Origin of the sequence: Kitasatospora sp. NPDC088779 (assembly GCF_040685395.1) — a bacterium.
Classification (GTDB): Bacteria; Actinomycetota; Actinomycetes; order Streptomycetales; family Streptomycetaceae; genus Kitasatospora.
This window is the reverse complement of record NZ_JBFBHW010000005.1, coordinates 169,974-184,421: the sequence shown is the minus strand read 5'-3', so window position 1 is coordinate 184,421 and position 14,448 is coordinate 169,974. Positions and strand designations below refer to the sequence as shown.

The 14,448-nt window shown below is 73.0% G+C and carries 16 protein-coding genes; 11 read left to right on the top strand and 5 right to left on the bottom strand.

Going from position 1 to position 14,448, the window contains the following annotated elements; all coding sequences use genetic code 11:
- Nucleotides 1-27: 27 nt before the first annotated feature.
- The 5 genes from AB0P03_RS06485 to AB0P03_RS06465 are packed head-to-tail and all read left to right on the top strand — an operon-like array spanning nucleotide 28 to nucleotide 4,504.
- A complete protein-coding gene (locus tag AB0P03_RS06485; RefSeq protein ID WP_363580408.1) occupies nucleotides 28-1,848 on the top strand; it encodes an ATP-binding protein in 1,821 nt (606 codons plus the stop codon).
- The gene (locus tag AB0P03_RS06480; protein WP_363580410.1) at nucleotides 1,845-2,276 is read left to right on the top strand and encodes a roadblock/LC7 domain-containing protein; all 432 of its coding nucleotides are present in this window, start codon (nucleotides 1,845-1,847) and stop codon (nucleotides 2,274-2,276) included. The genes AB0P03_RS06485 and AB0P03_RS06480 overlap by 4 nt, the downstream gene beginning before the upstream one ends.
- Nucleotides 2,273-2,626 (top strand): DUF742 domain-containing protein, encoded by a 354-nt coding sequence (locus tag AB0P03_RS06475; protein WP_350885830.1) that lies wholly within the window; start codon nucleotides 2,273-2,275, stop codon nucleotides 2,624-2,626. Before AB0P03_RS06480 ends, AB0P03_RS06475 begins: the two co-directional genes overlap by 4 nt.
- A gap of 55 nt (nucleotides 2,627-2,681) precedes the next feature.
- Complete coding sequence (locus tag AB0P03_RS06470; protein ID WP_363580665.1) at nucleotides 2,682-3,317, top strand: ATP/GTP-binding protein; 636 nt, start codon at nucleotides 2,682-2,684, stop codon at nucleotides 3,315-3,317.
- Nucleotides 3,314-4,504 (top strand): cytochrome P450, encoded by a 1,191-nt coding sequence (locus tag AB0P03_RS06465; RefSeq protein ID WP_063349490.1) that lies wholly within the window; start codon nucleotides 3,314-3,316, stop codon nucleotides 4,502-4,504. The genes AB0P03_RS06470 and AB0P03_RS06465 overlap by 4 nt, the downstream gene beginning before the upstream one ends.
- 140 nt (nucleotides 4,505-4,644) lie before the next feature.
- On the opposite strand, the gene msrB is transcribed toward AB0P03_RS06465, so the two are convergent.
- The 4 genes from msrB to AB0P03_RS06445 form a co-directional block, all read right to left on the bottom strand.
- Nucleotides 4,645-5,049 (bottom strand): peptide-methionine (R)-S-oxide reductase MsrB, encoded by a 405-nt coding sequence (gene msrB, locus AB0P03_RS06460; protein WP_063349491.1) that lies wholly within the window; start codon nucleotides 5,047-5,049, stop codon nucleotides 4,645-4,647.
- Nucleotides 5,050-5,071: 22 nt separating this feature from the next.
- A complete protein-coding gene (murC, locus tag AB0P03_RS06455; protein ID WP_363627960.1) occupies nucleotides 5,072-6,502 on the bottom strand; it encodes a UDP-N-acetylmuramate--L-alanine ligase in 1,431 nt (476 codons plus the stop codon).
- Between the two features lie 104 nt (nucleotides 6,503-6,606).
- Nucleotides 6,607-7,068 (bottom strand): indole-3-glycerol phosphate synthase, encoded by a 462-nt coding sequence (locus AB0P03_RS06450; RefSeq protein WP_350885822.1) that lies wholly within the window; start codon nucleotides 7,066-7,068, stop codon nucleotides 6,607-6,609.
- A gap of 66 nt (nucleotides 7,069-7,134) precedes the next feature.
- Entirely contained in the window at nucleotides 7,135-7,902 is a 768-nt protein-coding gene (locus AB0P03_RS06445; protein ID WP_363618730.1) for a pyrimidine reductase family protein, read from the bottom strand.
- 102 nt (nucleotides 7,903-8,004) lie between these two features.
- Here AB0P03_RS06445 and zapE point away from each other — a divergent pair, with 102 nt between their 5' ends.
- From zapE to AB0P03_RS06415, 6 genes are all read left to right on the top strand, one after another.
- Nucleotides 8,005-9,051, top strand: coding sequence for a cell division protein ZapE (gene zapE / locus AB0P03_RS06440; protein ID WP_350885869.1), 1,047 nt, complete (start codon nucleotides 8,005-8,007; stop codon nucleotides 9,049-9,051).
- Nucleotides 9,052-9,055: 4 nt separating this feature from the next.
- Entirely contained in the window at nucleotides 9,056-9,196 is a 141-nt protein-coding gene (locus AB0P03_RS06435; protein ID WP_363627959.1) for a hypothetical protein, read from the top strand.
- Nucleotides 9,197-9,222: 26 nt separating this feature from the next.
- Nucleotides 9,223-9,501, top strand: a complete 279-nt coding sequence (locus AB0P03_RS06430) for a helix-turn-helix transcriptional regulator (RefSeq protein ID WP_363627958.1) — start codon at nucleotides 9,223-9,225, stop codon at nucleotides 9,499-9,501.
- A 43-nt stretch (nucleotides 9,502-9,544) separates the two neighbouring features.
- On the top strand, nucleotides 9,545-11,638 hold the full coding sequence (gene uvrB / locus AB0P03_RS06425) for an excinuclease ABC subunit UvrB (RefSeq protein ID WP_363580420.1): 2,094 nt from the start codon (nucleotides 9,545-9,547) through the stop codon (nucleotides 11,636-11,638).
- Between the two features lie 297 nt (nucleotides 11,639-11,935).
- Nucleotides 11,936-12,514 (top strand): TerD family protein, encoded by a 579-nt coding sequence (locus tag AB0P03_RS06420; RefSeq protein WP_363627957.1) that lies wholly within the window; start codon nucleotides 11,936-11,938, stop codon nucleotides 12,512-12,514.
- A gap of 217 nt (nucleotides 12,515-12,731) precedes the next feature.
- On the top strand, nucleotides 12,732-13,712 hold the full coding sequence (locus AB0P03_RS06415; protein ID WP_363580424.1) for a TerC family protein: 981 nt from the start codon (nucleotides 12,732-12,734) through the stop codon (nucleotides 13,710-13,712).
- Between the two features lie 80 nt (nucleotides 13,713-13,792).
- Here AB0P03_RS06415 and AB0P03_RS06410 read toward each other — a convergent pair whose 3' ends face one another.
- Nucleotides 13,793-14,446, bottom strand: a complete 654-nt coding sequence (locus tag AB0P03_RS06410) for an MBL fold metallo-hydrolase (RefSeq protein ID WP_363580426.1) — start codon at nucleotides 14,444-14,446, stop codon at nucleotides 13,793-13,795.
- Nucleotides 14,447-14,448: the final 2 nt, after the last annotated feature.

Here is a 14,448-nt window from a genome sequence, read left to right as displayed (position 1 = left end):
ACCCCCAGAGGACTTCCGAGGACTTCGATGACGCAGATCGCGCAGATTGCGCTGATCGCCCTGGCGCTGGTCGCCGCCGCGACGGCGGGCGTGCTCGCCCGCGGCCGGGCCCGGGCCCTCACCCGGGCGGTCGCCGCCGAGACCGCCCGCGGACACGGCGAGGAACGCGCCCGCGCCGCCGAAGGCCGGCTGGCCCGCGCCGAGCAGCAACTGCGCGAGGCGCAGGACGCCGCCCGGCGCGCCACCGAGGAGACCCACCACGCCGAGAGCCGCTACCGGGCCGCCGAGGAGCGCACCCGGGAGGCCGAGAGCCGGGCCCGCACCGCCGAGGACGCCACCCGGGAGACCGACCAGCGGGCCGCCGCCGCGAACACCCGGGCCGGGGAGGCGGAACGGCGGCTCACCGCCGCCGAGGAGCACACCGCCGCCGTGCTCGCCGAGATCGGCCACCTCGCCCAGGAACGGGTGGCCGCCACCGCCGTCCGGCTCAGCCACGCCAACGCCCCGCTGGTCGGCCCGCTGGACGGGCAGGCCGTCGGCCCCGAGGCCGTCCGGGCGCTGCAGTCCGTCCTGGACGCCGCCTCCGCGGCCCTCACCGACGAGCGCGAACGCGTCGACGCCGCCGCCCGCGCCGCCATGCGCGGCGCCACCTCCCGGATCCAGACCCTGCTCTACCAGATCCAGAGCCTGGTCCAGCAGCTCCAGCACGACAACGACGACCCCCGGCTGCTGGAGGTCGACTTCCGCAACGAGGTCGCGCTGCGCCGGATCCAGACCGTCGCCGTGCTCTGCGAAGCCTGGCCCGGCCTGGCCCGCACCGACTCGCCGCTCGCCGAAGTGGTGGTCGGCGCGCTCTCCCGGGTGCCCGGCTACGCCCGGATCAAGGTCGCCAACCACCTGCGCGAGCAGCGGCTCGCCGTGGTCGCCCGGGCCGCCGAGCCGCTGGCCATCACCGTCGCCGAACTCCTCGCCAACGCCTCCGCCTACTCGCACCCGGAGACCGACATCCCGGTCACCGTCCAGCAGGGCGGCCGCGGCGCGCTGGTGATCATCGACGACAGCGGCATCGGCATGGACGACGACCAGCTGCGCCGGGCCCGCCGACTGCTGGCCGGCCCGCCCGACGTCCTGCTCACCGAACTCGGCAACCCGCCCAAGACCGGCTTCGCGGTGATCGGCAAACTGGCCCGCCAGTACGGCTTCTCCTGCCACATCGAGCCCTCGCCGTACGGCGGGATGCGCACCATCCTGCGCATCCCGGCCGCGCTGGTGACCGTCGTCGACGACGAGCAGCCGCTGTCGGTGCTCACCCCGCTGCCGCTGCGGGCCGGCGCCGGCCCGGCCCCCGCGCCCACCGTCCAGGCCGTCCCGCCGATGCGCGACGCCGACGAGGGCGACGGGCCGCCCCCGCTCGCCGACCGGCACAACCAGCCGGGCCCGCACCCCGCGCCCGCCATCCACGCGGTGCCCGACGCACCGGCCGGCCCCGCCGACCCGGTCGATGACGGCACCGGCCTGCCCAGTCGGCGACGCCGCCGACCGGTCACCGCCGACGGCCCCGGAGCCCCCGAGCCCGCCGCCGGGCCGTCCGCCGCACCGGCCGAGCCGCCCGCCCGGGCCCCCGAGCGGACGCCCGAGCGCGCCGCCGCCCACTGGCAGGCGCTCCAGGAGGGCACCGACTCCGGCCGCGCCGCCGTGGCACAGGCCGCCCGCGGGACCAGCACGACCGGCGAGTCCAGCGCGACCGCCGGGACCAGCGCGACCGGCCCGACCGCGGCCGCCCGCGACACCGGTGCCCGCACCACCGTCCGCCCGACCGCCCCGACCCCCGAAGGAGCCGAGCAGTGACCAGCACGCCCAGCCCGACCACCGCCGACGAGATCTCGTGGGTGCTGACCCCGCTGCTGGAGCTGCCGGGGGTGCTGCACGCGGTCATCGCCACCGGTGACGGCCTCGTCGAGGGAGCCTCGGACGGGCTCGACCGCGCCTCCGCCGAGCGGGTCGCCGCGATGACCGCCACCGTGCACGCCGCCGCCCGCGCGTTCACCAGCGCCTTCACCGACACCGAACGGCCCCGGCTGGCCCAGACCGTGGTCGAGTCCGACCTCGGCTACGCCGTCGTCGTCCCGGCCGGGGAGAACACCTCGCTCGCAGTGTTCACCTCCCCGGAGGCCCAACTCGGCAACGTGGCCTACCAGATGCAGGTACAGGTCGCCGCCCTGGGCCGTGCCCTCGCGAGTCCGACCCGGCAGCAGGACACCACCGTCCGATCATGACCGCCGTACCCCGCAGGCGGATGGTGCCCGCCTACCTGGCCACCGGCGGCCGCAGCCGCCCCGGTACCGCCGGCTTCGACCGGCTCACCGTGCTGTTCGCGGACCGCGTCGAACCGCCCCGCGAGCTGGAACCCGAACACCAGCGGCTCTGGGAACTGCTGCGGCCCGGCGCGCTGACCGTGGTGGAGGCCGCCGCGCACCTGCGCCTGCCGGTCAGCGCCACCGTCTTCCTCGCGGCCGATCTGGTCGAGGCGGGCTGCCTGCGCGCCCGCGCGCCGATCCCGCGCGCCCAGCAGACCGACCGCTCCATCGTCGAGAGGCTCCTCGTTGGACTCCGTGCGCTCCGGTAGCCCGGCCGACCGGCCGAGCCGGGTGGGCTACCTGCCCGACCGGGACCAGACGCTGATGAAGCTGGTGGTGGCCGGCCCGTTCGGGGTCGGCAAGACGACGCTCATCCGCACCCTCTCCGAGATCGCCACCCTGCACACCGAGGAGGCGATGACCGAGACCGGACGGCCGGTGGACGACCTGGCGGGCCTGCCCGAGAAGGCCACCACCACGGTCGCCGTCGACTTCGGCCGGCTGACCCTGCCCGGCAACCTCGTGCTCTACATGTTCGGCACCCCCGGCCAGCGCCGCTTCTTCCCGCTCTGGCAGGACATCGCCCGCGGCGCCCTCGGCGCGCTGGTGCTCGCCGACACCCGCCGGCTCGCCGACTCCTTCGAGATCATGGACATGGTCGAGGAGCAGGGCCTGCCCTACGCCGTCGCCGTCAACTGCTTCCCGGACGCGCCGGTCCACTCGATCGAGGTGCTGCGCGCCCACCTGGACCTGCACCCCACCACCCCGCTGCTGCTCTGCGACGCCCGCGAGCGCGGTGCCAGCCTGGACGCGCTGATCGCGCTGGCCGAGCACGTCCTCGACGGCCTGCCCGCCGCCCCCGCGGACGCCGCCGACCTCGCCACCCCGGCGGACGTCACCGAGCCCGCCGTCCCGGCAGCGACCGCCCCTGCCGCCTCCGCCGCCGAGGAGCGCCCGTGACCACCGACACCCGCCCGACCCCCATCTACGGCCCGGTCTTCGCCGCCGACCCGCAGCTGGTCTACGACCGGCTGCGCCGCTACGGCGCGGTCGCCCCGGTGGAGATCGCGCCCGGCGTCGAGGCCCTGCTGGTCACCGACTACCAGGCCGCCCTGGACCTGCTGCGCGACACCGACACCTTCTCCAAGGACTCCCGCGCCTGGCAGCGCACCGTCGCCCCCGACAACCCGCTGCTGCCGGTGCTCGGCTACCGCCCGACCGCCCTGTTCAGCGACGGCGAGGTGCACGCGCGCTACCGCGCGGTGATCACCGACGGCCTCGCCCTGCTCGAACCGCACCGGCTCCAGCGCCGGGTCGCCGAGGTCGCCCACCAACTGGTCGACCGCTTCGAGGCGGCCGGCACCGCCGACCTGATCGCCGAGTACGCCCGCCAGCTGCCGGCCTTCGTCCTCACCACCTGGTTCGGCGTGCCGGAGGAGCACAGCGCCCGGCTGGTCGCCGGGATCGCCGGGATGATCGAGTCCACCGAGAAGGCCGTCGTCGCGTACGGGGACCTCGTCGCGGTGGTCACCGCCATGGTCGCCGAGCGGCGCGAGCGGCCCCGGCACGACCTCACCTCCTGGTTCGTCACCCACCCGGCCGGGCTGGAGGACGACGAGGTGATCCGGCAGATCACCCTCACCATGATCGCCGGGCACGAGCCGACCACCAACCTGATCGGCAACGCCCTGCTGCGCCTGCTCACCGACGCCCGCTACGCCGGCTCCCTCATCGGCGGCGCGATGACCGCCTACCAGGCGATCGACGAGGTGCTCTGGCACGAGCCGCCGCTGGCCAACCTCTCCGCCCACTACCCGCGCTACGACATCACCTTCCACGGCCGGGAGATCCCGGCCGGCACGCTGGTGCTGGTCTCCTACGCGGCCGCCAACTCGCAGGCCGCGCCGCCCACCGACGGCACCGAGCTGCGCAGCGGCGAGAGCGCCCACCTGGCCTGGGCGGCCGGCCCGCACGGCTGCCCGGCCCGTGACCCGGCGCTGCTGATCGCGATCACCGCGATCGAGCAGCTGACCAGCCGGCTCAGCGACCTGGAGCTGGCCACCCCGGCCGAGGACCTGCTCTGGCGCCCCGGCCCGTTCCACCGGGCCCTGGTCCACCTCCCGGTCCGCTTCGCCCCGACGGCCTGAGCCCCGGCGGCCTGAGCCCCGGCGGCCCGCCCCTCGGCGGCCCGGACCCTGCTGGTCCGGGCCCCGGCGGCCCGGGACGCACGAGGGCCCGGGCGTCCGTCCGTACGGAAACCCGGGCCTCGCGGCGCGACCGGCCGGCCCTACTCGGCCGGCTTCAGCGTCAGCGAGACGCTGTTGATGCAGTACCGCTGGTCGGTCGGCGTGCCGTAGCCCTCGCCCTCGAAGACGTGGCCCAGGTGCCCGCCGCAGCGGGCGCAGCGCACCTCGACCCGGCGCATGCCGAGCGTGGTGTCCTCGATGTACTGGACCCGGTCCCCGGCCAGCGGCGCGTAGTACGACGGCCAGCCGCAGTGGCTGTCGAACTTGGTCTCGGAGCTGAACAGCTCCGCGCCGCAGGCCCGGCAGCCGTAGACGCCGACGGTCTTGGTGTCGGTGTACTCACCGGTGAACGGGCGCTCGGTGCCGGCCTCGCGGAGCACGTGGTACTCCTCGGGGCTCAGCTCGTCCCGCCACTCGGCCTCGGTCTTCTCGATCTCGTAGCTCATCACGGCTCCCGGTCGGGGTACGTCAGACGTTGGAGGCAACGTTCGAGAGGTGCTGCACGCTTCCCCGGATCTCCTCCAGGATGGCGGGGCCCAGGTTGGTGACGTCGCCGGCACCCATGGTGAGCAGCAGGTCGCCGGGGCGGGCCAGGCCGGCCAGCACGGCGGGGGCGGCGGCGAAGGAGTGCTCGGCGGTGACGTCGGCGCCGGCCCGGTGGGCGGCGTCGATGATCAGCTCGCTGGTCACGCCGGGGATCGGGTCCTCGCGGGCCGGGTAGATGTCCAGCACCACCGAGGCGTCGGCCAGCGCCAGGGCCCGGCCCATCTCCTCGGCGAGCTGCTGGGTGCGGCTGAACAGGTGCGGCTGGAAGACCACCAGCACCCGGCCCTCGCCCTCCAGGCCCTCCCGGATCGCCTCCAGGTCGGCGGTCATCTCGGTGGGGTGGTGGGCGTAGGAGTCGATCACCTGGACGCCGCCGGCCTCGCCCTTGAGCTGGAGGCGGCGCCGCACGCCGGTGTAGGCGCCCAGGGCCTTGGCCAGGTCGGCGGCCGGGACGCCCAGCGCGACGCCGGCGGCCAGCGCGGCGACCGCGTTGTGCGCGTAGTGCCGGCCGGGCACCGAGACGGTGAAGGACAGCTCGGCGCCGTCCAGCTCGACGGTGACCTCGCTGGTCATGCCGCGGGCGACCACCGAGCGGACCCGGACGTCGGCGTCCTCGGCGGCGCCGACGGTCACCACGGTGAGGCCCTCGCGGCCGGCCACCCGGGCGGTCAGCTCGCGGGCGCCGTCGTGGTCGGCGGAGACCACCAGGGTGCCGCCGGGGGTGATCCGGCCGACGAAGGTCTCGAAGGACTCGTAGATCTCCTCGATCGAGGCGTAGTTGGCGTGGTGGTCCAGCTCCACGTTGAGCACGATCGCCACCTCGGGCGCGTACTTGTGGAAGCTGCGGTCGCTCTCGTCGGCCTCGGCGACGAAGATCTCGCCGGCGCCGTGGTGGGCGTTGGAGCCGGGCGTGTCGAGGTCGCCGCCGATCGCGTAGGACGGGTCCAGGCCCAGTTCGCCGAGGGCGACGGCGAGCATGCTGGTGGTGGTGGTCTTGCCGTGGGTGCCGGCCACCGCCAGCGCCCGGCGGCCGCCCATCAGGGCGGCCAGCGCGTCGGAGCGGTGCACCACCGGGATGCCGCGCTCGTGGGCGGCGGCCAGCTCCGGGTTGTCGGCGCGGATCGCGCTGGAGACCACCACGCTGCTGGTGCCGTCCGGCACGTGCTTGGCGGCGTGGCCGACGTGCACGGTCGCGCCGAGGGCGCGCAGCGCGAGGACGGTCTCGGACTCCTTGGAGTCGCTGCCGGAGACGCTGGCGCCGCGCACCGCGAGGATCTTCGCCAGGCCGGACATCCCGGCGCCGCCGATGCCGATGAAGTGCGGGGCGTGCAGGTCGTGCGCGGCGTCGTTCAAGGCGGGGCTCCGTAGGGCGGGGGCGGAATGGTCGGGCGGACGGGATGGGGAATCGTCCTCGCGGGCGGACCGCAAGGACGATTCTGCACCACCGGCCGGGATCCCTAGGAGTCGCTGGCGAACAGCCGCAGCACCGGGACCCCCACCTTGTGCCGGGCCTGGGAGGCCCAGTCGCGGTGGAAGAACTCCTCGACGAAGTGCGGTGAGGTGAGCACCACCACCTCGTCCGCGCGGTGCTCCTCGACCGCCGCCCGCAGCCGGTCCAGCGGCTTCTCCTCGACCAGCTCGCCGACCGCCTCGGCCCCGGCCGCGCGCAGGTGGCGCAGGCTGTGTTCGAGCGACTCGGAGGCCACGGTCGGCCCGGACTCGGACTCGTCGTGCTCGTGCACCACCTTGTCGAGGTGGCCGAGCGCCACGTCGTCCAGCGCCCGCAGCAGCTCGTCCTGCTTGCCGCGCGGCTGCATCAGGACGACGAAGGAGACCTTCTCGTCGCTGTGGAGCGTGGTGACGAGTTCCACGTCCGCGTCGGAGAGAGCCTTTTCGATCATCAGTACCGTCTTGAACACGTGAGTCCCTTCCAGTGGCCGGCCCCCGGGCCCCGGCATCGCATTAACGGGATCACGACCCGTCGGTCACGGGGTCGGCGGACGCATGTAGCGGGTGAAGAGGAATCCTTTCTGCTCGATCAATGAGACCAGCCGCATCCGCTGCACGTCAGGCATTTCCGCATCGCGGATGATGCGCGGCGCGTCGCCGCCCGTGATCAACGGAGCCAGCGACAGGCACAACTCGTCCAGCAGACCCGCCGCCGCCAGCTGCCCCAGCAGCCGCGGGCCGCCCTCGCTCAGCAACCGCGTCCAGCCCCGCTCCGCCAGCGCCGACACGCCCGCCCGCAGGTCCACCGACCCCTCCCCGGCGAGCACCAGGTCGGCCACCTCGGCGACCGCCCGGCGGCGCTCCTCGGGCGCGTCCGCGGTGGTGATCACCACTGTTCTGACCAGCGGGGCGGTGAACAGCGGCGCGGTCAGGTCCAGGGTCAGCGAGCGGCTCACGATCGCGATCGCCGGAGCCGGGGCCTGCCCGGCCGCCGCCCGCGCCGCCGCGAACTCGGCCCGGGCCCGGGCCGGCCGGTAGCCCTCCGCGCGGACCGTCTCCGCGCCCACCAGCACCACGTCCGACAGCGCGCGCAGCACACCGAAGATCCGCTTGTCGGCGTCCCCGGACAGGCCCTCCGAGAGGCCCTCCAGCCTCGCCCCGCCGTCCAGACCGGCCACCATGTTGGCGCGCAGCCAGGGCCGCCCCCGATTCACCTGGTCGGGGTACGCGTAGACGGCGGCGAGCGACTCCAGCGAGGCCGGGTCCACGACCGGCTCGCCCAGCGGGCTGATCAACTGTTGCATGCCCTCAGTCTTCCACCGGCCGCCGTCCCGAGGGGCCTGGGACCAGGCGTACCCTCTACTAACGTGCCAGCAGCCCCCCGCCCCGACACCGCGACCGAGTCCATAGCCGCCGCGAGCGCGGCCGGCTCCCCGATCGCGCTCGCCGACCGCCGCCCCGTCGTGCCCGCCGAGCGGCTGGTCGCCGAGATGGTCCCGCCGCCCCGGTTCTCCGACGTGAGCTTCGGGACGTACATTCCGGACCCGAACCAGCCCAGCCAGTACGAGGCCGTCCAGGTCCTGGAGCAGTTCGCCACCACCCTCGGCGGGGGAAACGGTTCCGCACCCAAGCGCAGCTGGTTCCGCCGCTCCGCCCCGGCGCCCACCGGCCCGGCCGGTGTGTACCTCGACGGCGGCTACGGCGTCGGCAAGACCCACCTGCTCGCCTCGCTCTGGCACGCCGCCCCCGGCCCCAAGGCCTTCGGCACCTTCGTCGAGCTGACCAACCTGGTCGGTGCGCTCGGCTTCCAGCAGGCCGTCCGGACCCTCTCCGGGCACACGCTGCTGTGCATCGACGAGTTCGAGCTCGACGACCCGGGCGACACCGTCCTCGTCTCCACGCTGCTCGGCCGCCTCGTCGACAACGGCGTCAAGCTCTGCGCCACCTCGAACACCCTGCCGGAGAAGCTCGGCGAGGGCCGCTTCGCCGCCGCCGACTTCCTGCGCGAGATCCAGGGCCTGTCCGCGCACTTCCGCCCGATGCGGATCGACGGCCAGGACTACCGCCACCGCGGCCTCCCGGACGCCCCGCCGCCCTACCCCGACGCGGCCGTCGACGCCGTCGCCGCCCGGACCCCCGGCGCCTCCCTGGACGACTTCGACACCCTCCTCGCCCACCTCTCCGCCGTCCACCCCAGCCGCTACGGCGCGCTGCTCGACGACGTCACCGCCGTCTGCCTGCGCGGCGTCCGCCAGGTCGACGACCAGTCCACCGCCCTGCGCCTGGTCGTCCTCGCCGACCGCATGTACGACCGCGAGCTCCCCATCACCGCCTCCGGCCTCCCCTTCGACCAGGTCTTCCCCGACGACATGCTCCGCGGCGGCTACCGCAAGAAGTACCTCCGCGCCATCTCCCGGCTGGTAGCCCTCGCCCGCGACAGCGCGAAGACCTGAGCCCGTGACCCCCGCCCCGGCCGGGCGCTGCTCCCGGGCCCTGTCCGGCAAGATCAGCCGGACAGGGCCCGGCGGAGCAGAGCGTGAGGCCGAGCATCTGCCCGCTGCCGACCACGACGTCTACGACCGGGAGGAGCAGCGGTGAGCAGCGGTTGTCACACGCGGTGGGTCGTGCCGCCGGAGCATCGGGAGAGCGAGCAGTACCGGCCGGCCGGGCGGCGGATGGCGCCGGCCGAGGCCGTGTACGCCCGCCGCTCCGCTCTCGGCTGGACGCTCGCCGAACTCGCGGAGCGGTCCGGGCTGGACGAGGCGACGGTCGAGAGCATCGAGGAGAGCGGCGTCGATCCGGCCCTGCCGCTGATCGAACGCCTCGCCGCCGACTTCGACTCGGTCGTCCGCATCGACCCGGCCCGCGAGCCGGCCATGAGGTTCGAGGGGCACGCGGCCTGAGGGAGCCGCACCGCTTGTCGGTGGTGGGTCGTACGGTGGACTCGTGCGACCCATCACGAGTATTGAGCGGTCAGTGGCGCCCTTCGAGGTCGTCAGTCCCTTCCAGCCGAACGGGGACCAGCCGGCGGCGATCGCCGAGCTGGAGCGGCGGATCAAGGGCGGGGAGAAGGACGTCGTCCTGCTCGGTGCCACCGGTACCGGGAAGTCGGCCACCACGGCCTGGATGATCGAGCGGCTGCAGCGGCCCACCCTGGTGATGGCGCCGAACAAGACGCTGGCCGCCCAGCTGGCGAACGAGTTCCGCGAGCTGCTGCCGAACAACGCGGTCGAGTACTTCGTCTCGTACTACGACTACTACCAGCCCGAGGCGTACGTCCCGCAGACGGACACCTACATCGAGAAGGACTCCTCGATCAACGAGGAGGTCGAGCGGCTGCGGCACTCGGCGACCAACTCGCTGCTGACCAGGCGGGACGTGATCGTGGTCGCGTCGGTGTCCTGCATCTACGGCCTCGGCACCCCGCAGGAGTACGTGGACCGGATGGTCCCGCTCAAGGTCGGCGAGGAGATCGACCGGGACGTCCTGCTGCGCCGTTTCGTGGACATCCAGTACGCCCGCAACGACGTGGCGTTCACCCGGGGCACCTTCCGGGTCCGCGGCGACACCATCGAGATCTTCCCGGTCTACGAGGAGCTGGCCGTCCGGATCGAGATGTTCGGCGACGAGATCGAGGCGCTGTACACCCTGCACCCCCTCACCGGCGAGATCATCAGCCAGGACGAGTCGGTGTACGTCTTCCCCGCCTCGCACTACGTGGCCGGCCCGGAGCGCATGGAGCGGGCGATCACCGGCATCGAGAAGGAGCTGGAGGAGACGCTCGCCCGGCAGGAGAAGCAGGGCAAGCTGCTGGAGGCCCAGCGGCTGCGCATGCGCACCACCTACGACATCGAGATGCTGCGCCAGATCGGCACCTGCTCGGGCGTCGAGAACTACTCGATGCACTTCGACGGCCGCGAGCCCGGCTCCCCGCCGAACACCCTGCTCGACTACTTCCCGGAGGACTTCCTCCTGGTCATCGACGAGTCGCACGTCACGGTCCCGCAGATCGGCGCGATGTACGAGGGCGACGCCTCGCGCAAGCGCACCCTGGTGGAGCACGGCTTCCGGCTGCCCTCCGCGATGGACAACCGCCCGCTGAAGTGGGAGGAGTTCCTGGGGCGGATCGACCAGACGGTGTACCTGTCGGCGACGCCCGGCCCGTACGAGCTGTCCCGCGGCGACGGCCAGGTCGAGCAGATCATCCGCCCGACCGGTCTGATCGACCCGGAGGTGATCGTCAAGCCGACCGAGGGCCAGATCGACGACCTGGTGCACGAGGTCCGCAAGCGGGTGGAGCGGGACGAGCGCGTCCTGGTGACCACGCTGACCAAGAAGATGGCCGAGGACCTCACCGACTACATGCTCGGCCTGGACATCCGGGTCCGGTACCTGCACAGCGACGTGGACACCCTGCGCCGGGTGGAGCTGCTGCGCGAGCTGCGCGCGGGCAGGTACGACGTGCTGGTCGGCATCAACCTGCTGCGCGAGGGCCTGGACCTGCCGGAGGTGTCGCTGGTGGCGATCCTGGACGCGGACAAGGAGGGCTTCCTGCGCTCCGGCACCTCGCTGATCCAGACGATCGGGCGGGCCGCCCGAAACGTCTCGGGCCAGGTGCACATGTACGCGGACCGGATCACCCCGTCGATGGAGAAGGCGATCGACGAGACCAACCGCCGCCGGGTCGTGCAGCAGGCGTACAACAAGAAGCACGGGATCGATCCGCAGCCGCTGCGGAAGAAGATCGGCGACATCCTGGACACCCTCGCCCGCGAGGACGTGGACACCGACGAGCTGCTGTCCACCGGCTACCGCGGGGCCGCCGGGAAGGGCAAGGCCCCGGTGCCGGCCCTGGGCATGGAGCGCAAGCAGGGCGAGAGCCTGCCGGCCGCCGAGCTGGCGGAGCTGATCCAGTCGATGACGGACCGGATGCACGCGGCCGCCGCCGACCTCCAGTTCGAGGTCGCGGCCCGGCTGCGCGACGAGGTGAAGGAGCTGAAGCGGGAGCTGCGCCAGATGAGGGAGGCCGGCGTGGCCTGAGCGGGGGCCGAGGGGCCGAGGGGCCGAGGGGCCGACGGGGGTCTGAGGCGGGTCGAGACGGCCGCCGGGCCGGGCCGGTGTGACACCGGTCAAGCCCGGCGGTGTCTCAGCCTTGCCACAATGCGGCGACCGCCGGGAGGTGCGGGGTGCCGCAGGCCCTAGGCTGGCCTGCGGCATCGACCTCGGGACGGGGTGGTGCGACAGCAACAGGGGGCCTCAGCCGGGGGACGGCACGGGGTGTTCCACCGTGGCGCCGCGCGGGGAGCGACCGCGTGGCCGGGTAGAGAGGACAACGCCGTGTCGGTGAACCTTGCCAAGGGACAGCGGGTCAGTCTCCAGAAGGGGCCGGGCGGCGCGTTGACCGTGGTCCGGATGGGGCTCGGCTGGCAGGCCGCGCCGAAGCGGGGCCTGTTCGGCAGCCGCACCAGGACGATCGACCTGGACGCGTCGGCGCTCCTGTACGCCGAGAAGACCCCGTCCGACGTGGTGTTCTTCCAGCACCTGGAGAGCACGGACGGTTCCGTCCGGCACACCGGGGACAACCTGGAGGGCGGCTCGGGCACGGAGGACGACGAGGCGATCCTGGTGGACCTGCTGCACGTGCCGGCGCACATCACCCAGGTGGTGTTCACGGTGAGCTCGTACACCGGGCAGACCTTCGCGGAGGTGCGGGGCGCCCACTGCCGGCTGGTGGACGAGACCACGGGCGAGGAGCTGGCCCGGTACGAGCTGGCCGGGGGAGGGTCGCACACCGGGCAGATCATGGCGAGGGTGTTCCGTGACGGGGCCGGCGGCTGGGAGATGCAGGCGATCGGCGCGCCGGCCAAGGGGCGGACCTTCCAGGACCTGCTGCCGGCGATCGAGCCGTACCTCTGACGGTTCTTTACCTTCTTTACCTTTCTTTGGGCTTCCTGTTACTCTCGATGGCAGCGGAGGGGAGTATTCCCCCGCAGTTGTCCCCGTCATCACGGGCGCCCACGAGCGGCGCCCCGGGGCGCTGGTCCGTGCGGACGCCCCGAGAGCGGGCCCGACGGGCGGAAGAGACCTCCGGCAGTGACGATGACTGTCTCGCCTACCTGCCGGAGGAGCAGTAGTGGACGTTTCCATAGCCATGTGGGTCACCACGATCGGTGTGTTGATCGCACTGATCGTGGCGGACTTCTTCATCGGAGGGCGCAAGCCGCACGAGGTCTCGGTCAAGGAGGCCGGGATCTGGACCGCGGTCTGGATCGTGCTGGCGCTGATCTTCGGCGGGTTCCTCTGGTGGCACTCCGGCGCGCAGCCGGCCGGTGAGTTCTTCGCCGGTTACATCACCGAGAAGTCGCTCAGTGTCGACAACCTGTTCGTCTTCATCCTGATCATGGGCAAGTTCGCGGTGCCGAGGATCTACCAGCAGCGCGTGCTGATGTTCGGTGTGATCATCGCGCTGGTGCTGCGGGCGGTCTTCATCGCCGGCGGCGCGGCGCTGGTCACCCAGTTCTCCTGGGTGTTCTTCATCTTCGGCGCCTTCCTGATCTGGACCGCCTGGAAGCTGATCAAGGAGGCCCGGGCCGGCGAGGAGGAGGACGAGTTCGAGGAGAACCGCCTGCTCAAGTCGATCGAGCGGCGCTTCCCGTCCACCGACACGTACCACGGCACCAAGCTCTTCATCCGGGAGAACGGCCGCCGGCTGATGACCCCGATGCTGATCGTGATGCTGGCGATCGGCACCACGGACGTGCTGTTCGCGCTGGACTCCATCCCGGCGATCTTCGGCCTCACCCAGGACCCGTACATCGTCTTCACCGCCAACGCCTTCGCCCTGATGGGCCTGCGCCAGCTGTACTTCCTGATCGGCGGCCTGCTGAAGAAGCTGGTCCACCTGTCGTACGGCCTGTCGGTGATCCTCGGCTTCATCGGCGTGAAGCTGGTGCTGCACGCGGCGCACGAGGCGGGCGCGAACGTGCCGGAGATCGGCATCCCGCTCTCGCTGGGCGTCATCGTGGTCGTGCTGGCCGTCACCACGGTGACCAGCCTGATCGCCTCGAAGAAGCAGGAGCGGGCCGAGCGCGAGGCCCAGAAGCTGGACGCCTGACCCCCGCGTGACGGCCGAGGCCCCCGCGACCCGAAAGGGGTCGCGGGGGCCTCGTCGTGCCCGGTGCCCGGAGGCCGAGGTCACCAGCCGCGCTCGCGCCACTCGTCGAGGTGCGGGCGCTCGGCGCCGAGGGTGGTGTCGTTGCCGTGGCCGGGGTAGACCCAGGCCTCGTCCGGCAGCACGTCGAAGACCTTCTCGGTGACGTCTCGCAAGAGCGTGCGGAAGGCCTCCGGGTCGCCCCAGGTGTTGCCGACGCCACCGGGGAAGAGGCAGTCGCCGGTGAAGACGTGCGGGTGGCCCTGCGGGTCGTCGTAGACCAGCACGATCGCGCCCGGGGTGTGTCCGACCAGGTGCCGGACGGTGAGTTCCACGTCGCCGACCCGCAGCTTGTCGCCGTCCGCGAGCAGCAGCTCGGTGGGCACGTCGACGCCCTCGGCGTCGTGCGCGCCGGCGGCGGTGCGAGCCCCCGTCACCGCGACCACCTCGGCGAGCGCGGCCCAGTGGTCGTGATGCCGGTGGGTGGTGACCACGGTGGCCAGCTCGTCGCCGATGGTCTCCAGCAGCACCGGGGCGTCGGCGGCCGCGTCGATCAGCAGCTGCTCGTCGGTGGCCCGGCAGCGCAGCAGGTAGGCGTTGTTGTCGTACGGGCCGACGGCCACCTTGGTGATGATCAGGTGCGCCAGCTCCCGCACGTCCGGCGGCCCGCCGACCTTGACCGCTCCGTGGTACGTCATCC